This window comes from Virgibacillus sp. 7505 (assembly GCF_002272135.1).
In the GTDB taxonomy this organism is placed as follows: Bacteria; Bacillota; Bacilli; order Bacillales; family Amphibacillaceae; genus Terribacillus.
In genome coordinates this window covers 58653-78509 of record NZ_NPBF01000004.1, presented here as the reverse complement: position 1 = coordinate 78509, position 19857 = coordinate 58653, and the positions used below count along the sequence as shown (strand labels likewise).

Annotated in this window: 22 protein-coding genes; 16 read left to right on the top strand and 6 right to left on the bottom strand. The window is 45.1% G+C overall.

Features of this window, described 5'->3' with window-relative positions:
* The first annotated feature begins 9 nt into the window (after positions 1–9).
* Positions 10–807, top strand: a complete 798-nt coding sequence (locus CHH91_RS00350; RefSeq protein ID WP_095220915.1) for a flagellar hook-basal body protein — start codon at positions 10–12, stop codon at positions 805–807.
* A gap of 20 nt (positions 808–827) precedes the next feature.
* Positions 828–1091 (top strand): DNA-directed RNA polymerase subunit beta, encoded by a 264-nt coding sequence (locus CHH91_RS00345; RefSeq protein WP_095220914.1) that lies wholly within the window; start codon positions 828–830, stop codon positions 1089–1091.
* A 36-nt stretch (positions 1092–1127) separates the two neighbouring features.
* Here the strand turns inward: CHH91_RS00345 and CHH91_RS20210 are convergent, their stop codons facing one another.
* Complete coding sequence (locus CHH91_RS20210) at positions 1128–1286, bottom strand: lmo0937 family membrane protein (RefSeq protein ID WP_286160647.1); 159 nt, start codon at positions 1284–1286, stop codon at positions 1128–1130.
* Positions 1287–1408: 122 nt separating this feature from the next.
* Here CHH91_RS20210 and fabZ point away from each other — a divergent pair, with 122 nt between their 5' ends.
* The 9 genes from fabZ to CHH91_RS00300 all read left to right on the top strand — a co-directional run bounded on the left by fabZ (position 1409) and on the right by CHH91_RS00300 (position 10640).
* Positions 1409–1831 carry a 3-hydroxyacyl-ACP dehydratase FabZ gene (gene fabZ / locus CHH91_RS00340; RefSeq protein WP_095220913.1) on the top strand — a complete coding sequence of 141 codons (423 nt, stop codon included), beginning with the start codon at positions 1409–1411 and terminating at the stop codon, positions 1829–1831.
* Positions 1832–1944: 113 nt separating this feature from the next.
* Positions 1945–2430 (top strand): competence protein ComK, encoded by a 486-nt coding sequence (locus tag CHH91_RS00335; RefSeq protein WP_095220912.1) that lies wholly within the window; start codon positions 1945–1947, stop codon positions 2428–2430.
* Positions 2431–2518: 88 nt separating this feature from the next.
* Positions 2519–3145: a hypothetical protein gene (locus CHH91_RS00330; protein ID WP_095220911.1), complete on the top strand. Its 627-nt coding sequence runs from the start codon at positions 2519–2521 to the stop codon at positions 3143–3145.
* A 192-nt stretch (positions 3146–3337) separates the two neighbouring features.
* On the top strand, positions 3338–4456 hold the full coding sequence (locus CHH91_RS00325) for an acyltransferase (protein ID WP_176465607.1): 1119 nt from the start codon (positions 3338–3340) through the stop codon (positions 4454–4456).
* Between the two features lie 102 nt (positions 4457–4558).
* Complete coding sequence (locus tag CHH91_RS00320; protein WP_095220909.1) at positions 4559–5233, top strand: hypothetical protein; 675 nt, start codon at positions 4559–4561, stop codon at positions 5231–5233.
* 13 nt (positions 5234–5246) lie between these two features.
* Complete coding sequence (locus CHH91_RS00315; protein ID WP_095220908.1) at positions 5247–6485, top strand: efflux RND transporter periplasmic adaptor subunit; 1239 nt, start codon at positions 5247–5249, stop codon at positions 6483–6485.
* 96 nt (positions 6486–6581) lie between these two features.
* Positions 6582–7670, top strand: a complete 1089-nt coding sequence (locus CHH91_RS00310; RefSeq protein WP_095220907.1) for a glycosyltransferase family 4 protein — start codon at positions 6582–6584, stop codon at positions 7668–7670.
* A 178-nt stretch (positions 7671–7848) separates the two neighbouring features.
* A complete protein-coding gene (locus CHH91_RS00305; protein WP_095220906.1) occupies positions 7849–10248 on the top strand; it encodes a cell wall-binding repeat-containing protein in 2400 nt (799 codons plus the stop codon).
* Between the two features lie 113 nt (positions 10249–10361).
* Positions 10362–10640: an AbrB/MazE/SpoVT family DNA-binding domain-containing protein gene (locus CHH91_RS00300; protein ID WP_095220905.1), complete on the top strand. Its 279-nt coding sequence runs from the start codon at positions 10362–10364 to the stop codon at positions 10638–10640.
* Between the two features lie 44 nt (positions 10641–10684).
* Here CHH91_RS00300 and CHH91_RS00295 read toward each other — a convergent pair whose 3' ends face one another.
* Positions 10685–11455, bottom strand: a complete 771-nt coding sequence (locus tag CHH91_RS00295; RefSeq protein ID WP_095220904.1) for an SDR family NAD(P)-dependent oxidoreductase — start codon at positions 11453–11455, stop codon at positions 10685–10687.
* 189 nt (positions 11456–11644) lie between these two features.
* On the opposite strand from CHH91_RS00295, the gene CHH91_RS00290 reads away from it, so the two are divergent.
* Positions 11645–12259 carry a TetR/AcrR family transcriptional regulator gene (locus CHH91_RS00290; RefSeq protein WP_095220903.1) on the top strand — a complete coding sequence of 205 codons (615 nt, stop codon included), beginning with the start codon at positions 11645–11647 and terminating at the stop codon, positions 12257–12259.
* A 15-nt stretch (positions 12260–12274) separates the two neighbouring features.
* Here CHH91_RS00290 and CHH91_RS00285 read toward each other — a convergent pair whose 3' ends face one another.
* Genes CHH91_RS00285 through CHH91_RS00270 form a run of 4 tightly spaced genes read right to left on the bottom strand, consistent with a single transcriptional unit; the run spans position 12275 to position 15620 of the window.
* The gene (locus tag CHH91_RS00285; protein WP_286160656.1) at positions 12275–12595 is read right to left on the bottom strand and encodes an EamA family transporter; all 321 of its coding nucleotides are present in this window, start codon (positions 12593–12595) and stop codon (positions 12275–12277) included.
* Positions 12582–12938: a DMT family transporter gene (locus CHH91_RS00280; RefSeq protein WP_095220901.1), complete on the bottom strand. Its 357-nt coding sequence runs from the start codon at positions 12936–12938 to the stop codon at positions 12582–12584. The genes CHH91_RS00285 and CHH91_RS00280 overlap by 14 nt, the downstream gene beginning before the upstream one ends.
* Positions 12904–14652 carry a DUF6020 family protein gene (locus tag CHH91_RS00275; protein WP_095220900.1) on the bottom strand — a complete coding sequence of 583 codons (1749 nt, stop codon included), beginning with the start codon at positions 14650–14652 and terminating at the stop codon, positions 12904–12906. Before CHH91_RS00275 ends, CHH91_RS00280 begins: the two co-directional genes overlap by 35 nt.
* Positions 14652–15620 carry a glycosyltransferase family 2 protein gene (locus CHH91_RS00270; protein ID WP_095220899.1) on the bottom strand — a complete coding sequence of 323 codons (969 nt, stop codon included), beginning with the start codon at positions 15618–15620 and terminating at the stop codon, positions 14652–14654. Before CHH91_RS00270 ends, CHH91_RS00275 begins: the two co-directional genes overlap by 1 nt.
* Before the next feature lie 291 nt (positions 15621–15911).
* Here CHH91_RS00270 and murJ point away from each other — a divergent pair, with 291 nt between their 5' ends.
* Genes murJ through pssE form a run of 4 tightly spaced genes read left to right on the top strand, consistent with a single transcriptional unit; the run spans position 15912 to position 19826 of the window.
* Positions 15912–17423 carry a murein biosynthesis integral membrane protein MurJ gene (murJ, locus tag CHH91_RS00265; protein WP_095220898.1) on the top strand — a complete coding sequence of 504 codons (1512 nt, stop codon included), beginning with the start codon at positions 15912–15914 and terminating at the stop codon, positions 17421–17423.
* 33 nt (positions 17424–17456) lie between these two features.
* Positions 17457–18839 carry an O-antigen ligase family protein gene (locus CHH91_RS00260; protein WP_176465606.1) on the top strand — a complete coding sequence of 461 codons (1383 nt, stop codon included), beginning with the start codon at positions 17457–17459 and terminating at the stop codon, positions 18837–18839.
* Between the two features lie 34 nt (positions 18840–18873).
* A complete protein-coding gene (gene pssD / locus CHH91_RS00255) occupies positions 18874–19350 on the top strand; it encodes a PssD/Cps14F family polysaccharide biosynthesis glycosyltransferase (RefSeq protein ID WP_095220896.1) in 477 nt (158 codons plus the stop codon).
* On the top strand, positions 19347–19826 hold the full coding sequence (gene pssE / locus CHH91_RS00250) for a PssE/Cps14G family polysaccharide biosynthesis glycosyltransferase (protein WP_095220895.1): 480 nt from the start codon (positions 19347–19349) through the stop codon (positions 19824–19826). Before pssD ends, pssE begins: the two co-directional genes overlap by 4 nt.
* Positions 19827–19857: the final 31 nt, after the last annotated feature.

Below are 19857 nucleotides of genomic sequence, written 5' to 3'. Positions count from 1 at the left end.
AGGAGCAAAATGAGCAGGATGATGACACAGGCTGCCGTAACAATGGGGCAGCTGCAGCAGCGATTGGATTTGATCGCGAATAATATGGCGAATACAAATACATCAGGCTATAAAGCACAGACCTCTAATTTCTCTTCCTTGCTTTATCAGCAGATGAATAACCCGCCGAATGATGAGGCGAATACGACAAGCCGAAGCACAAGTGACGGCATCCGGATCGGCTCTGGAGCATACATGAGCAGTACAAACCCGCTCATGACGATGGGAACGATCCAGACAACTGACCGGAATCTGGATGCGGCACTTGTGAATGACAACCAATACTTCACGATTACAGGCGAGAACGGAGAGCAGCTCTATACACGTGCCGGGAATTTCTACCTTCAGCCGCAGCAGGATGGCACAGTTGCTTTGACGACAGCAGAAGGAAACTTGGTGAACGGTGTCGATGGACCTATTGCATTACGTCCTGATTTTGATAGTATTACAATCAATGACCGCGGAGAAATCGTTGTAGAGCGCAATGGAGTAAATGCTGTGGAAGCAAACCTTCAGATTACAGCCATCGATAATCCACGCGTCCTGACACGTACAGGTGATACTGCCTTTGAGCTTGCTGACCCTGCGCTTGCCCAAGCGCTTAATGCGGGAGAAGTCGAATTACAGGCAGGCAGCCTGGAAGGGTCAAACGTTGATCTTAGTGAACAGATGACTGCAATGGTAAATACACAGCGTGCTTATCAGTTCAATGCACGCTCCATTTCCATGAGTGATCAGATGAGCGGTCTCATTAACCAGATTAGATAAGAATAAGGAGCCATAACGCTATGCCGAGTAATGCATCCAAACTCCAGACAAAAGAACAACATGATAAAAAGAAGCAGGCAGAAGGAGAAAAGGCACCGAAAAAACAACGGAGAAGATTATTTCCGATTTGGCTTCGCTTGCTTGTAGTGCCGATTATCCTGATCGTCTTCCTGCTGCTTGGTTTGCTGTTCGGCTACGGCGTACTGGGTGATGGCAACGCGCTGGACGTCCTCAAACGAGATACATGGACACACATCTATGACTTAATCAACCAGAAGTCATAAAAAAGGCTTGCTCCGGTTACCGGGCAAGCCTTTTTTCTATTTCCTTCCCCTGCTTTTCCTGATTGCATAAATAACGAACAGGATCACAGCAATGATAAGGAAAATGTGAATGATTCCTCCGAGGATATTGAAAATGACACCAATAAGCCAGAACGCGACTACGATGATGCCGATCCATAACAAAAGATTAAGCAATTGGCTTCCCTCCCAGCAGTTTTATGGAACAATACCCTTAACGCAAAACGCGTTAAACATGCTAGCATCATTTTTGGTATAATACGTTAGGAAAGACAACCATTCAGGAGGCTCACCATATTATGTATGATGTTCAACAAATCAAAGAAATAATCCCGCATCGCTATCCTTTCTTGCTTGTGGATCAAATAACTGAAATCGAAGAAGGCAAACGCGCTGTCGGCAAGAAGAATGTAACAATCAATGAACCATTCTTCCAAGGACATTTTCCTGATTATCCGGTAATGCCAGGTGTCTTGATCCTTGAAGCTCTTGCGCAGACAGGTGCATTTGCGATGCTGATGAAGGAAGAAAACAAAGGAAAAATCGGCTTCCTTGCCGGCGTCGATAAATGCCGCTTCAAACGCCAGGTGAAACCAGGTGATACATTGAAGCTGGAAGTAGAGATTGTCCGTTTGAAAGGACCAATCGGTAAAGGAAAAGCAACAGCAACTGTTGATGGAGAGCTTGCTTGCGAAGCTGAAATCACTTTTGCAATCAAATAAAAGGGCGAAGCATATGCTTCGTCCTTTTTTACTATTTTTTACAACTCCTTTACATATTAGGGCAGTTGTTTATAGTAATATAGTCTTGTATCAGTCAATTGGAGGGGGAAATTATGCAAATAGAAAAAAGGGAACAGTACATCATCACCCGCAATACCATTGCTGTCTTTCGTTTGCACGATCCAGTGTACCAATCCCGTGTTCTTGAAGCCGATAAAGAAATATGGGTGGAACAATCGCCTCTTACGATCATTGATCATAGCTGCATGCAGTACGGATCCTCTTATGAGGGCAGAGTACATGCAATTGGCAGACTGCTGCGAACGGACAAGAAGGTGCCTATTCCAGTGCATCCGGCCCATGGCGTTTTTATGCTCCCGACTTCCTCACCTACGAACACCCATTGCGTCTGGCTGTCCTTCTATCATATTCAATCCTTTAAAGAAACAAAAAGCCGCACCCGAGTCAGCTTCTATAATGGTACTGCTTTGTTTGTAGAAACGTCAGAGCGTTCCTTCGACCAGCAGTATAAAAGGACAGGTACTGTCATTGCCTTACTAAATAATGAACATTTCTTCATGGGGCAAGGCTTATCCTGAAGCTATCAATCACTTCTTCTGCCGAAGCGGTTATGTTATCATGTAAACTATCATTACCAGCTTTGGAGTGGAGGAGGAAACCTGTCTTATGCGCGACACATACAACGGAGCCGATCTTCTGGAGCAGCTGCTGCTTCATAAAGACCAGCTTCTATCATCAATCAGACGGGAGGATATCGCCCTCGATGCGTTCTTGCGCCAAGAAGCGAGAAGACCTGAACACAGTCCAGTATTTCAATTCGTATTGAAGCACTACATAGGCTTGGTCAATCCCAATCTGACAGAGGCATTCGAACAGACCTTTTTCCGTCTGTTCCAGGAAGCCGCATGCCAGCCGGACAAGCGGAAAATCGTCGAATTGACAGCAGCGTTATATGAAGTGAGAAATCGCCGGGGAAACCCTTCCATGCAATTTCCCCTCGTTACGCATATGCTGCATCTATTGAATGTGCATTATCCGATATATGATCCGGCAAGAATTGCATTCCTAGGTATGCCATCAGCCAATCACTTGATTGGGTTCGATAAGAAGATGGCGCGTTATATCGAACAATACGGTCAGCTTTTCGAGTTTTACCAATCCATTCTGCAGGACAGCCGTTTCGGCGCATTGGCTGCTGCATTCGACGAGCATTTCAAAGACGATAGCTATGAGCCGCCAAGTGATGCCAAGAAGCTTGATCTGCTTGTGCAGGCATTCAGCCAAACCACCTAAGCACTTACTACGGTAAGTGCTTTTTTTGTGGGAAAAATTAGGGCTAATTGGATAGAGTTTGTAATCATATTGCGAACAGATTGTGTTGTCATTACAGTTCTGTTAAAACTCTTGCGAGACCCCGAACTGAGGGTATATAAAGAAGAAAAGACGGATATGATTTCTTAGAATATAGAAAGCAGGTAGATGCACATGACGAGGAATTACTCCATTGATTTCTTCAAATGCCTGGCGATCTTCGGCGTCGTTTGTATTCATACACATACATTCCGAGACACCGCTGTCCCATTCGGGAACGGTGAAACCTGGGCATTCATCATCGATACAATCGCACGCTTCTCGGTCCCGTTCTTCTTTGCTGCATCAGGCTATTTATTCGCAATGAAACTCCAGCGAACAGATGACACATTCGCGTACTTCAAACGCTATACTGGAAAGCTGATCAGCTTGCTTGCTGCATGGTTTGCTTTTTATTGGGTATATGATTTTATAAAGATGCTCACGACTTCAAACGGAACAATGAGTGAGCAAAAAGCTGAGCTGACGGCATACATTCAGGATACCTTCCAGTGGCGCACATTATTGGATGGGATATCTTATACACAATTCCAGCTTTGGTTTATGTTCGCTTTGATCTTTTCAATCATCATCATTTATGCTGCTTACAGATTACGCCTAATGAAGATGACTTTGTTAGTGGGTCTTATTCTTAATCTAATTGGTCTCCTGGGACAATCTTATGGATCACTCTTCCATGTCACGATGGAAGAGACGACAAGAAACGGAATTTACTTTGGTTTATTTTATACAGCACTAGGAGCTTGCTTTGGCTTATATGAAAAACAAATCGTTCATGCAGCACAAGCAATCCGTGTAAGGACGATCGGTATAATGGTAGCTGCTGGATTTGTTCTGCAGCTGATGGAGCGGTCTATCCTATATTACGGGCTGGATTTGCCGCAGGGAGAGTATCTTATCAGTACGATTCCTTTGACAATTTCCCTTCTGCTGTTCACCTTGAAAGCACGTAACATCGGAAAGCATCGTTATGTTAGCATTATTGCTAAAAATGTAGTTGGTATCTACTTGATTCATACACTATGGCGCAGCATCTTTGATCAGGCACTCGATCAATCAGCTGTGACGCACACGTTTGCTTGGGGCCTGCTTTATGCACCTATACTGTATATGTTATCTCTGCTTTCTTATGTAGGCATACAGTACGTGAAAGGAAAACTCAGCAACCCAGTTGTGCCAAAACGCGCGAAGCACCGCACTGCACTTCGACCAAGCAACAGTCTTATCAAATAGATTGGCATATTGCCAGTCTATTTTTTTATTGTAAATATATGTGCAAATTTTGAAAAATTACGGTAATCTTTTACTATATACATAGAAGAAGGATGGCAGAATATGACATATCATACGAATCCTTTCCGTCTCCTGACTAACCCGAAGGAGACATTATTCAAACTGCGGGAAGCTGAGCAGCTGCGTGGCCATTGGCTATGGACTGTCTTGATCCTCCTCGCTTTCTGTCTCGTTTATGCAGCACTAGGATGGGTTGGTGCTGGTACAGAGACGCTGAATCAATTGAAAGCAGATTACATAGGTTCGGATTATGAATACGCGAAGTTTTGGTTCATCATAGGCCGTCTCGTCTGGGGAGTAGGACTGGGACTGCTTATCATTTTTGTTGTGTCTCTCGTATTTTACCTTTTTTATGAAATACCATATCAGAAGCTGCTAGTTATCCAATTAAGTGTAGGTATTATATTCCTGCTGGAAGCTCTCTCCTGGCTGATCCTATTGCCCGCAGCCGGCCTGGACTGGGATCGATCGCCGTTTTCACTTGGAGTCATTGCAGATTTGTTTACAGACCGCCCCTGGATAATCAGCTTGTTTGGCGCAATGTCATTGTTCCAGCTGTTTATCCTGTATTTCCAGACCAGATGCCTGCTTATGCTGTTCCCAGCCAAACGATGGCATGTATGGGCTGTTGTCGGTATGATGTATCTCTGTTACATTCTTTTACTGACACTGCTTGGAGGGATTGGGAATAAGATTGTTGCATTCATCTTCGCATAGGAGGACTTGAAGGATGAAGAAAAGGCTATTAGCATTAGGACTCGTCCTTGTACTGGTCAACATCGCCATCCTATTCTTGGATGATGAAGGCCGGGTAGGCAGGACGAATTTTATAAATAAGTGGGAGCAGGTAACAGCGCAGGATGTAAAAGAGACGTTATCTGTTCCAGGTGAACTAACTTCTGCAAATGAAGTGCCAGTCTACTTGGATTCCGAGTCTGGATCTGTCTCAGAAATGCTTGTAGAGCCTGGTGATGCAGTAGAAGAGGGAGCGGACCTTTTCACCTACAAAGTAGCAGATTATGCGAAAACGTACCGTGAATTGACAGCCAGCATTACTTCGCTGGATGAACAGGCGGCAGCCGTGGAGCAAGCAATTTCAGAAGCAGGCGAATCTGATATGGCTGCAGCATTTTCAGAAGATGTGAGCGTTCCAGAAACGATTGACGAACCTGAGAACGAGGAAAATACAGATCAAGCTACTGAAGCGCTGCAGCAGGCAACAGAAGAGCAGACTGCCCAGCTGCAGGAGCAATACCGCATCAGTTTGGAAAAAGAGCTTGCCGAGAAAAATGCAGAACTTGCAGCAGCGGAAGAACAGCTGGCTGGTTTGGAGGAGACAGGGGAATATGTGACTGTCACGAGTCCAGCGGCAGGCACTGTGGAAGCTATCAATGAACCTGGGAATAAACCTATTATTACGATAAAGAGCAGAGAACTCGTCATTACTGGAGAACTGGCCGAATCGGAGCGGAAACAGGTGCAGAATGCCATGACGATCGAAGCGAAGCTTAAAGATGGTCCCGCTTTGGAAGGGGAAATCACGGAGTTGGCTGAACAGCCCGTTTCTGATGCCGGAAAAGAAAGCACGTATAAATTCGAAGCATCTTACTTGGCAGAAGATGACCAAGCCGATGAGCTTTTAGCTGGCTATCATGTGGATACCGATATTTTACTTGCATATGCCAGTCAAGCCCCTACCGTTAAACCGGCACAGGTGGAAGGAGATCAAGTTTGGAGAATGGCAAACGGTCAGTTATTCACAACCAAGGTGGATATCGGAGCACAAAATGATAACCAGGCAGCTATCACATCTGGTCTCGAAACAGGAGCATTCCTTCCTGCAAATCAAGGTGATTATTACCAAAATGAACCTTTCGTTACGCCGTGGAAACCGCAGCAAATGAATTGGTCCACCTGGAGAGATTCCTTTACAAGCTATGAATTCCTGCTCGGTCTGCTTGATCATTGATTGTAAATTGTTTCTAAAGAAGTAGACAATCCTACTGCAAGCATTGTCGAATAAGCGTACAATTTGTTTACAATTAAGTACGTAAGGGGCATTCGTATGAAAGTTCATTTGATCGCAAATATGTATCCAAGCAAGCAGCATCCCAATTATGGGGTGTTTGTCGAAAATACAGAAAAGATCCTTGCACAGTCGGGAGTAGCATTCGACCGTACTGTCGTCACAAAGCAAACAAGTTCCTTAGGTAAGCTGATTGCTTATGCCAGTCATTTTATCAAAGTGATCGTGAAATCGCTTTTCCGGAAATATGATGTTACCTATGTGCATTATGCAACACATAATTCAATTCCGGTGCTGATTGCCAAGAAATTGAACAAGAATATGGTTGTCTACACAAATGTGCATGGCAGTGATGTAGTGCCAGAGTTTCAGAAACGGCAGAAATACCAGCCTTACGTGAAGCGTTTATTAGAAGTATCAGATACTGTCATTACACCGAGTGATTATTATAAGCAGCTTGTGCAGCAGAAATATGGTTTGACGAATCGGATCGAAATTTTTCCATCCGGAGGCATTAACAAGGATACCTTCTATGAGAAAGATACCCAGCTTGCTTGCCAGGAGCTGGAGATCAATCCGGCATATAGCTATATCGGATTTGTTGGCAGGATTGATAGAGGAAAAGGCTGGGATGTCTATCTGAAGGCTGCCAAGCTCCTGAAGGAACAAGGCAAACTGGAAAAACACAAGTTATTGTTCATCGGTGATGGACTGGAAAAAGAAAGCTTTGATAATATGGTGGATAGTTATGGATTACGGGAAAATCTTGTGCATTTCCCGCTTCTGTCCCAGCAAAAGCTGAACAGTGTATACAATAGTATGACAGTATTCTGTTTTCCGACAATGCGAGAAGGAGAAAGCCTTGGTCTCGTAGGTCTGGAAGCGATGGCTTGCGGAACACCTGTAATCGGCAGCCGGATGGCAGGACTGTTAGACTATATGCAGCATGGCAGGAATGGCTTTCTTTTTGAACCAGGATCTGCTGAGGAGCTGGCTGGCTGCATCACTGCTTATATGGAACTGCCAGAGGCAGCGAAGCAAACGATTCAAGAATCGGCAAAACAGACAGCAGCAGCTTATGAAGTGGAAGAAATCAAGCCTCGCTTGACGAAAATATTCTCTGTATGAAGCCCAACTATGGTTGGGCCTTTTTGTTAAGCAATTGTAAATTCGGGTTTTGCAATGTTAAGTTTGTTCTGATTGTCTAGTAAATTCCACCTACTCTTTTTATAGTTTAAAAGACGTGATACAAAATTCGACATAAGCATTTTGTATTGTGAATCTAGTAAAAGAAAGAGGGTAACAGGTGGAAAGAAGCAGAGCGACGTATATATTTGTCTTTTTTGCTGGTCTTTTTCTTGCATGCTTAGCATTTATCCAGCCGGCTGATGTCCAAGCAGAGTCGAACATTCATGCTTTTTCAGAGGGTGCGGCAACGGTACAATTGTCAGATGGTAAAACAGTCGAAGTAACGAATGCTTCGAACGGGGTAATTCGGATTAAAGGAAATACTGGGACACTTTATGAATCCACAATTCCGGATGCAGATATTGCCTCTGTTCAGGAAACAACAATGGACAATGCATCCTACGTAATTGTAGAGTATCGTACACACGGAACAGCTCAAGCCTTGCAATTTGATATCTTGCATGTCACAAATGAGAAACTGGAACGCATTTATCAATCCGAATTATATGAAGGAGCGAGACTCACTGTAGATGAGGAAGGGGCACAGCTAGAAGTAAGCTACCCAAAAATCGAACAGGATGTACCGCTTGCAGAACCAAAGGAAGTATATATCGAAGCATTCACAGTAGCTCCGCAGCAAGTGACGAAAGAGGATAAGCGGACAGAACCGACAGCAAGTGCTTCACAAGCACGCATGTTCCGTGCTAGTGCTGCAAGCTACTCAAACCCAAGCTATGACACCATCAGCCGTAAGCTGACAGCAGCTGCGGTTAAATACGATGTGCCAGCAGAGATCGTAAAATCAATCGCCTTCCGTGAAAGCGGCTGGAAACAGTATTGGACGGGAAGCACCCCTTCCTATCAGGCTTCCTGCAGCATTTCGGACGGATCCAATGTGGTGATCGGCTATGATTGTATTGGTATCGGCATCATGCAGGTTTCCGATTATAACCGCAATGACACCGAGGAAATAGAGCGCCTGATGCACGATATCGATTACAATATCGATCGCGGGATGCGTATTCTGAAAGACAAATGGAATGAGGCCAACGCGAAAGCTGAATCCACTTTGGCATATAATCTGATTCCAAAGGTCAACGATGGTAATCCTGATAAATTAGAAAACTGGTACTTTGCTATTCTGGCATATAATGGACGATTAGAGCGGAATGATCCAATAGCAAATCCGCAAACTGCTTACCAGGAGCTTGTGTATAAGGAAATGGAGAATCAGTCCTTGATTACCACGACGCCTTTCCCGACTCACCTATTGACACCTGGCAGAATTAGCGGAAAACTTGGTTCATACTTCTCATTCCAGACAAACCAAGTATCCACGCCTGGACCATTGCATGAAAGCACACAGAATTATGGAAATGGCAGCACAGTATATGTTACAGCTGACCAGCTCACGCTGCGAAATAGTCCGAATGGTTCTTCCATCGGCTCCTTGCCAAGAGGGGAAAAGCTGACAATCACGGGCGGTTACACTGCAAATAATTCTAATGTAAATCACTATGTCTGGTATCCAGTGCGTACTAGCAGCGGCAAAACAGGTTATGTAGCCAGCGGTTATTTGAGCAAGGCATCTATGGTCGTGCACAATTTGGAAGGTTCACGCCGTAATGCCACGAGTGCGAGCATTTCCAACTACGGCTGGCATCTTGAATCTCCTGATACAGTCGTACTTGGAAGAAGCGATCTGCCAATTGATGCTTTCTCAGGAAGCGTCCTGGCAGCCCAAACAGACTCTCCGCTTCTGTTAACGGATCAGAATATGCTGGAGCAGGTGACAATTATGGAGATTGATCGACTGAATCCGTCTACCATCTATATAGTCGGTGCAGAACCAGCTATTTCGAAAAATGTCGAGAACGATTTGCGTAAAAGGTTTCCTAATAGCACAATCGAACGAGTTGCCGGCTCTACTCGTTATGCGACAGCCGTAAAAGTAGCAGAGGAAGTGGCAGCTGTTGCAAGTAAGCCATCAGAGGTCTTCCTTGCAGTCGGAGATGAAAAATCGCCGGATGCGCTCACTGTCGGACCTCATGCAGGAAAAGAAGGCATCCCTATCTTGCTGACAAGAACGGGAGAGCTGCATGAAGAAGTAAAGAATTATATCAAGCGCAATAGCATTAAAAAAGTGACAATTATCGGCAGTGAGACAGTCGTGTCTAAACGTGTAGCGGATGCAGTCAAGCAGCTTGGTGCTTCTGTGGAGCGTGTATACGGTCCTGATCGCTATTCGACGAATGCTGCTGTTATCACGAAGTATCATGGAAACAATCCGGATCAAGTATTCTTTGCTAATGGACAAACGACGGTAGACAGTCTGTCTGGTGCACCGCTTGCAGCTAAATATGATGCACCAATCGTTCTGACGAGACCGGATGCTGTTACGAAGCCGACACGAGCTTTTCTAAATAAGGTTACCGATCAGCCTGAGATTTTCTATCTCGGCTCAGATGCTGCTATCGCAGATCGGACACGACAGGAGCTCGAGGGAATCCTTCAGTAACAAAAAGAAGCACAAACAGAATCAGTGTTTGTGCTTCTTTTTACGACAATAATATTTTCAATAATTAGAAATATATAGTATAGTGTTAACATCACAGTAAAGGAGGCGTTTTCATGAAGAGTACCGGGATTACGAGACGGGTCGATCATCTTGGGCGTGTCGTTGTGCCGAAAGAAATTAGAAGAGAGTTCGGCATAGAAGAAAAAGATCCTGTGGAAATTTTTGTCGAAGGTGACAAGATCATCTTCCGAAAGTACCAGCCTGGTTTTACTTGTGCTATAACGGGAGAAATCACGCCGGAAAACAAGCAGTATGCAGACAATTTGTATTTAAGTCCGGAAGGTGCCCGCATCCTCTTTGATAAACTGAAAGAAGAATTCGATTCCAACTAAAAAAGACGCAGCAGACAGGTACCTGTCCGCTCGTCTTTCTTTTTTTATACTGATGTTGTTCCTTGTCCGCCATCAACACGGTAATAAGAGCCGGTGATGAAGCTGGAGCGATCAGAAGCGAGGAAGAACATCAGTCCAGTCACCTCTTCGACTTCTCCATACCGATTCATAGGTGAACTCGCTTCAAACCCTCGGCGGGCTGTGTTCTCATTCCCTTTAGCTGCCTTCGTTTCGATAGCTTCCATCCATTCTGTGTCCAAAGCTGACGGGCAAATTGCGTTCACTCGGATACCGTAATCTGCCACTTCCAAAGCCGCTGTCTTATTGAGGCCGAGCATAGCGTGCTTGGAGGCTACGTACGTGCTCATACCCGGTCCGCCCAGTAAGCTGCCGCTGCATGCAGTATTGACGACTACGCCGCTTTTTTGCTCAATCATGACACGCAAAACATGTTTTAAGCCGAGGAAGGCACCGACCACATTTACCTGAAGTACTTCCTCCAGGCTCGTTGCAGTTTGTTCAGTAATCGGAACAAAGTCACCGCTCAATCCTGCCTGATTTATGAACACATCAATTCTTCCGAATCGCTGCAGTGTCTTTTCCACGGATTGTTCTACATCTGCTTCTTTCGTGACGTCTGCAGGAAGCAGGAGCTTTTCTGATTCAATAGCTGCCGTAGCCCTGACTAATGCCTTTTCTGAAAGATCGATCAACGCAAGCTTTGCGCCTGCTTCTGCAAAAGCTTTGGCTGCGGCTGACCCGATTCCGCCGGCAGCGCCAGTGATCAAAACGACCTTTCCTTGGAATTCCTTCACTGTGCGAGCCTCCTTCGTATATATAGAAGATATTACTGAAAATTTTGAGATGGTTATGCCATAGTAATCTTAGCGCATTGACAACTAGGTAACAATGCTCAATAATTTAGGTAATGTAACCTAATCAACAAAAAGATTTTAGAGATAGAAGATAAATAGATTTAATATACAAAAAAGGCGGTTTTGTTGATGAAATTGAAAACGGACCGACGTAGCAAAAGAAGTGTGAAGGCGCTTAAACAGGCATATATCGATTTGATTCTGGAGGAAGAAGAAAAGAGGATCAGCATCCAGCAAATAGCCGATCAAGCCGATTATAACCGTGGCACCTTCTATAAGCATTTTGCTGATAAAGAGAGTCTGAAGGAAAGTATCCTTCATGATTTCCTGGATGGTATTGCTATCGCTTTGTTAGAACCTTATAAGGAAAGTGCTTTTGTCGATTTACAGGAGCAGGCTCCTTCCACGATGCGCATATTCACACATATTTATGAAGAAAGGCGTGTCTTGCAGGCTCTGCGAATTCTTTATCCTGATATAACTGACAAGATGCTGCGAGTATTCGTCGACTGCTTATCAGGTGATTTTTATATGGAAACAGAAACTCCAAGGATTCCAGTGGATTATGATCTGATGATCCATTTTCAAATGGCAGCTACTGTCGGATTTATCATGCGCTGGGCAGACTCGAACTTCAAATTTTCAACCTTGCATCTATCGGAACAATTTACTGAATTGGTACGTGTACGCCCCTACAGACTAGTCAATGCGACTGTACAAAAAGAAAACGACTCCCGCGATTAAAGCGGGAGTCGTTTTTTATAGGACAAGACAGGCAGCGCCGGCGACAAGCAGTCCGACACCGATTATTTGCCGTAAGCGAATATGTTCCTTTAAGAAGTAATACGACAGCAATAATGTCCACACATACGTAATGGCCGTCAGGGGGAAGACGACGGAATAAGGAAGCAATGTGAGCACATAGATGTTGATCAAAGCAGCAGAGCCATAACAAGTGAGTCCGATCAGAAGTGTACGAGACGTGTGTGTTGATGGATCACTGGCCCGCTTGAAGAAGAATCCGCCGCCCGCACCGAGCATCGTACAGGTAACTAATAAGATCCAGCTAATTCTCCCCACCCCCAATCAGGATCGCCCCAACGATAATCAGCGCCGTCCCGATGATATGCATGGCAGAAATATGCTCATCCAAAAAGATGGAGCCCATCACTAATGCGAACACATAACCAAGGCTCAGCATCGGGTGCAGCACACTAAGCTTACCGAAACGGAATGCAATCATCATGGTGACTGCTCCTGCTCCATAACAGGCACAGCCGATCAGGAGGGGAATATTGATTTCCCCGTCCGCGATCTTCCACAACAACTGACCGACGCTTGTAAAGACAGCTGACAATAAGATTAAAGCTATACCGAGCTTTTGCTTGTTATGACTGTTTTGTTGAGGTCGCGCGTTCTCCATGGCTTGGCTCCTTTCCTTTCTTGTACAAACATGCAAAGAGAAGGAAGAAGATACTTACCATACTGTTGCTTACTTGATAGCGATAATCCTGAGCCGGCAGTCCAACAAAGATTGTTGCCGTATTCAAAAGCACTGGCAAAATCGGCAGCCAAGCAATTGCTCCAAGTTTCCGGGAAGCGATCAAGCTGAACAAGATGATGAGAATACTGAAAACAGCCGGACGCCAGAAGAGTTCTTCAGTATGGTAGCGGGATGTTTCCAGACCATATTCCAATACATCATATAGAGTTTGGCTCACCGGTCTCGTTTCCAATCCCATCTCGTTTGGATCCACGTCAATCGTGTACGGATTAGTATAACCGTCCACTGGCTTATTGATCTGCCATACGAGTGAAGTCTGCTTCAGATATGCCTCGATGACGGTAGCTGGGTTCTGTTTGACAATATCGAACCAGACGGATAAGTACTTGCCCATATCGGCCACAATGACATCGTCCTTGAAATTATCGTGGAACTTGATACGATCTGTCAGATATGGATTGTACGCATCCCAGTCCTCAATCGGCAATATCGTATCTAAGTAATTGAGCTGTTCTTCCGTCAGTTCTCCATCCTGGGATACGACTGCGGCAATCTGCTGCGTCGGTATACTCATGGATTCATTCGGGTTGGCAGATTGGATGTTGTAAGCAGTAAATACTGGTCCCGTGACGACAATATAAAGAGCGGAAACGAGCACGAGCGGTGTCAGCAGCTGCTTCCAGTTTCTCTGATAAGCAAGGAGCATGCCTATCGCCGTTAAAATGGCAATTGGCAATCCATTATTACGGAAGAATGCAATGCCGAGGAGAACTATTGTAAATGTCGCGATGCCACTCCAAGTCCGCAGATTTTTCCCTTCCTGCAGCACTGTTTTCATAACAAAGAGTGTCAGGAAAACGATGAAAGTACTATAAACGACATCCTTCCAAAGAATGGTGGAGAAAATGCCGTTTACCGGCAGTACTGCCCATAGGAGGGCTGCAATCCAAGCGATCGTTTTTCCGAGTCCATATTGGCGGAAGGAATAGATTCCATAGGAATACACAAACGACATGAGCAAAATTTGGAATAACACGATGATGGCCGGAGAATCCCAAATCTGCGTCAGGACCAGAATCACCATTGTGTAAGCGAATGGATGCCAGTTATTGAACTCCATATTTTCTACTTGCCGCCAATGGTTCAACGAATCAGGGCTCATATTACCTGGGAAGAAAGCGAGCAAGTAGACCATCCAAACAAGAATCATCGGCAGCATATACCAAAGGATTTGCCACCTGCTTACCGCCGTCCTCTGCCACATATAACCTCCGCGCAGCAGCATAAAAGCAATGAAGGAAAAGAAGCAGAAAATTGTAGCGAGTGAAATGACATCTACAATCACCGTCTCATACCAAGGGCGATTGATGAAGAGCGGCCAGTCGATCAAGCTGATCAGCGTATAAACTGACAGCAAAGCAATGCCTATCAGTATGTAACGTTTCTCCAGAACAGCCCGGAGAATTTGTTTACTAAAGATAAGGAAAGCATAAAAGAAACAGATACTGATAACAGCAAGGACAGCATATTTCAAAAATGACGTGTCCTGCCTTTCCTGCATAACAGCCAATAAAGAAATAGTGGCTGCAAGACCTGCAGCCACACTGATCAAAAGATTTCGAACAAGCGTCATTACATGGAGCCTCCAGTTCTGGTCATACCTTGGACAGGTTTCGGTTTGCTTTCTGCCTGAATCCGGTTCAATTCCAATTCGTATTGCTTACGCTGATTGGAAGCAACAGTATCCAAAATTGCGCCGCAAGCGAAGCTCAGCACCGATAGGACAATCAATCCGACAGCGAGGATGGCTGAGGGAACCCGGGTGATGAAATCGGTAGCGAAGTATTCAGCAATAACCGGAATGCCGACAGCTAGCCCGAGAATGAGAAACAGCAGGGACCATGCTGTGAAAAAGAGCATCGGTTTGTATTCCTTGAAAAGGGTGAAAATCTTATAGAGCACTTTGCGGCCATCAGCCAGTGTGTTCAATTTTGAATAGCTTCCCTCCGGACGGTCCCGATAAGCGATAGGGACTTCGACGATTGCAAGCCGCTTATCGAGTGCATGGATTGACATCTCGGTCTCGATCTCGAAGCCGGGACTCATGATGGGCATTGTCTTGACAAAAAGACGGTCAAAGGCACGGTAGCCTGTCATGATATCGCTAAGCTTCTTTTTATATAGGAAGTTGATGCAACTTTTCACCATTGTGTTACCAAGGTTATGGAATTTGCGTTTATTCTCTTTTACATATGTGCCATTCGACAGACGGTCCCCGATAACCATATTGGCTCGGCCTTCCTGAATCGGTGCAATCAAATCGTGGACGAATTCAGCAGGATATGTATTATCCCCATCGACCATTACATAACAATCCGCTTCAATATTACGGAACATGGAACGGACAACATGTCCCTTGCCCTGCTGATATTCATGACGGACGATTGCGCCATGCCTCCGGGCAACCTCGCTCGTCTTGTCTTTTGAGTTGTTGTCGAACACATAGATATCTGCATGTGGCAGCTGGTTCCGGAAAGCATCGATAACATCACCGATTGTTTGTTCTTCGTTGTAGCATGGAATCAATACAGCTATTTTCACTACGTACACTCCATTCCTTTTCTAGGATATGTCGAACCAAGTCTAGCAAAGGATTATTGTGCAACTGTTAATCAATGGTGAAGTAATTGTAAATAGTATGAATATGCGAATATTTTGTAAAGTTATGCCCCAGCCCAGTTACTGGAAGGGGTGAAGGCGTGTTGCAGGCTATGCGGTACGTTAAGTTACTGTAAATTGCCTTGAAACGGCTTTCTGTTCAGTCTTATAATTTAGCCAGCAATACGCATCCCATAAGCTATATCTGCATGGGCAATAGAGAGAGGTCCTATCATGAAGTCGAAACTTCGCATCGCCAGTCTGCTGCTGCTGTTCGTGACCCTCGTTCTGAAGGTGTCAGGGTTGATCCGGGATATGCTCATAACTAATTATTTCGGAGCCAGCGGCGAATCGGACGCCTACTACGCGGCATTCGCACTGCCGAATATGTTCATCTTGTTCCTGACAACAGGTATGAAGAGTGCGTTCGTTCCAAGTTATATCAAATACAAAGAAAAGAGCAGAGGGCTTTCACATCTGCAGGACGTATGGAAAGGGACACTGCTGCTCAGTTTACTGATCTCGGTTGTTTTCATTTTTATCGCGCCGGTATATATCCGTCTTCTATATCCGAATCTGACAGGCGATACAGCGCAGATGGCAACGATCATGACGATCATATTCCTTTCCTCGTTACTATTCGTCGGTGTCAATGCGGTGCTCGAAGCCTACTTCGATGCCGAGAACAAATACTATTTATCGGTACTGGCACAAGCAATCGTGCTCTTAGGAACAATCGGAAGCGCCTTGCTCTTCGCGGATGAGATCGGGGCTTATGCTTTTGCATTTGGTAACTTGGCAGGCGTGATCCTGAGCTTGCTATTCAAGCTATTGCTCTTGCTCCCAAAACGGACGCTTACCTTAAAAGGGAAAATAAATTGGGAAGAAAACAAGCGCTTCTACCATATCTTCATTCCGGTAGCGCTCACGGCGATGATCGGTCAAATTACTTTGCTGATTGATACATCTTTTGCAAATATGCTTGGCAGCAGCTTTGTTACATATTTAAATATCGCAAAGAACTTAACGCAATTCCCGCAGAATATTATCGGAGTGACAGTTGGTACAATCGTATTTCCACTGCTTGCTGCCGCATATGCAAAGCGGGACATGGAAAGCTTCAAGGAGAACATCACACGCGGCCTGCAGATTATGTATTTCGTCCTGCTGCCTGTTCTGACAGGAATGATGCTGCTGATGCCTGAGATAGTGACCCTGCTTTTTGTAAACGGAGAATTCACTGCACAGCATGCAGAAGAGACTAGCATCGCAGCATATTATTACTTCGGAACCATCATGTTCTACAGTCTGGTCATTATCGTCAACAATGGTTTTTATACGATGGAAAAGGGACATTACATGATGCGGCTGGGGTTCTTATCTATCGGCTTGAAGCTCTTGCTCAACTACTTATTTACAGAAAGCTTCGGTTTCATCGGTATCCCGCTTTCTTCATCCGTGACAGGCTTGATCTATGCAGTTGCCTGCTTCCTTTTGTTCCGGAAGCTCACGGGTGGCATATCTGTAAGTGCAATGCTGGCAGATGTCGCCAAGACGACTGCCAGTGTACTCATCATGGGAATCGCTGTTCTCTTGATCAAAGGGACTTTAAGCGATGTACAGCCTATCCTGACGATCCTGATCTGTTCAGCAGCCGGTGTCATCGTATTTCTGATCTGCGTATTCCTGATGAAAATCAGATCATTTTATATCCTATTGGGAAGAGGCGGCTCCGCTGCTAAGTAATTGGCAAGAGTGGCAAGAAGGAGGACAATCATTTTGCAAGCTCTGACACAGAAACTCAAGGACAACTATCATATATTCGAAAAACTTTTCATTTTCTTCATTTTGGCTCAGCCGTTTCTCGATCTGCTGTCGTACTTCTCGATACCGATTTCCAATCCAGTGCGGCTGCTCGTCATTCCGATTGGAGCATTGTACATGCTTAGCTATCCGGATCGGCGCTGGAGCAGAAATGCGTTCATTTACATGCTGGTGCTGGCTGTCTATTTTGCCATCAATTTCGGTGTCAATATGATATGGAAGGATCCCGTTTCAGCGGCAGGCGAATTGACGTTTATCCTGAAGACCTTCTTCTTTATCACAGCCTTACTCGTCTATGTGATGATTTTCCGCCATATAGGAGAAAATAGGGAATGGAAAGTGATTGTACCGAAATATCTATTTATCAACACAAGTGTCGTCAGTGTCGTTATGCTTCTTGCCGAACTAACTGGTACAGGGAAGCGGAGCTATGATTACTTAGCAAAGCAAGGCCATTCTGGCTGGTTCTTTTCCGGTAATGAAATCAGTGCCATTTTAGGTATGGGTTTCTGCGGGGCAATCATCTACTATCTCTTCATAAAGAAGGGACTTGTGGCGCAAATTATCTGTACAGCACTTATAGCAGTCATGATATGGGCGATGCTGACAATCGGAACGAAGGTCGCATTCGGAGCAGCCCTGCTTGTGTTGGGAATGGCGTTCCTGATACTTCTCATACAAGCAATCATCACACGAAGCAACTTCATCCAGTCTGGTGTCGTGTTAGTCCTGCTTGCAGTGACCGTCTTCATCTCTCCTGAGATGCCAATCGGTAATAACCTCGGGTTATCTGTAGACATGGCAAATGAAAAGGCGGCACAGCAGCAGGAACAAGCAGAAGCTCCGCCATTGCCGGAGGAAGCAGAAGGGGATGTCCCGCCTCCTGGCAGCGTAAGACAGTGGAGTTCCTGGCAGCTCATGGCATTGAATGGCCGGGAAGAATTCTTTGGCACAGTACTTTATTACTTCGAACGGGCACCCGTCATCCAGAAAGTCTTTGGCATGGGAATTGGCGGAAACTACACCGGGGAAGAACCTAGGATCATTGAAATGGATATCCTGGATTGGTTCTTCGGATTTGGATATCTTGGGACACTGATCCTCGTACTGCCGCTTTTGTTTATCATCGGCAGAATCCTGGTATTCATCTTCAAGCAGCGATTCCGAACAGTGAGCACAACTGCTTTATTCAGCGGTGTTGGTGCTTGTATCGGTCTTGGAGCAGCATTTATAGCCGGACACATTTTATCGTCACCGGCATCCGGATTTTATCTGGCGTTGTTCCTCGGGTTCCTGTATGGGCTGGTCAAACAGAAGCCTGAGAAATTCTTTCAATAGCATCTCACCTTAACTGGAATGGAGCGAATCTGTGATGAAAACGAAAAAGAAAAAATTGCTTCTGATCTCATCCATTGGCGGACATTTAACGCAGCTTTTGCAGCTGGAGCCGCTTTTTAAGGAATATGACTACCATATCGTGACAGAGAAATCTGAAATCACGGAGCAGATGAAGGGCAAGCACCCGATGAGCTTCCTTGTATACGGCGCACGCAATTATCCTTTTCGCTATATATTCAAGTTCAGTTATAACATTATAAAATCGATCTTTTTATTCCTGAAGCATCGTCCGGATGTTGTCATCTCCACGGGAGCACATACATCCGTGCCGATGTGCTATATCGCCAAGCTGTTTGGGAAGCGTGTCATCTTCATCGAGAGCTTTGCAAAGTCCACTTCACCGACCATTTCAGGTAAGCTGATTTATCCTATCGCCGATTTATTCATCGTCCAATGGGAGACGATGAAACAGATTTATCCGAAAGCGGTCTATGGGGGGTCCATCTATTGATACTGGTCGTCTTAGGTACCCACGAGCTTCCATTCACCCGACTGCTTGAAGAGGTGGAACGGCTGAAACGGGAAGGAATCATCAATGAGGAAGTTATCGTCCAAGCTGGACACACGAAGTTTGACAGTGACTTATTGACAATAAAACCATTCGTTAACTATGAAGTCATGGATCAGCTGATGGAGGATGCCCGGCTTGTGATCACGCATGCAGGTACCGGATCGGTTATCTCCGCCTTGAAAAAGGGTAAAAAGGTAATCGCGGCAGCCAGACTGAAAAAGTACGGCGAACATAATGATGATCATCAGCAGCAGCTGATGTCCATCTTCCTGGAACAGAAGCATATCCTTAGCTGGGGAGAAGGAGAAGATCTCGGTAAGATAATACAGGAGGCAGAGCACTTTGAACCAGAGCCGTTTCAATCAGGGAAAGAGCGGATGTTTGCGATTCTCAGCAACTTTATCAAAGAAGCTTGATAAATGTAAAAGAAATGTAAAGGCGCTTGAC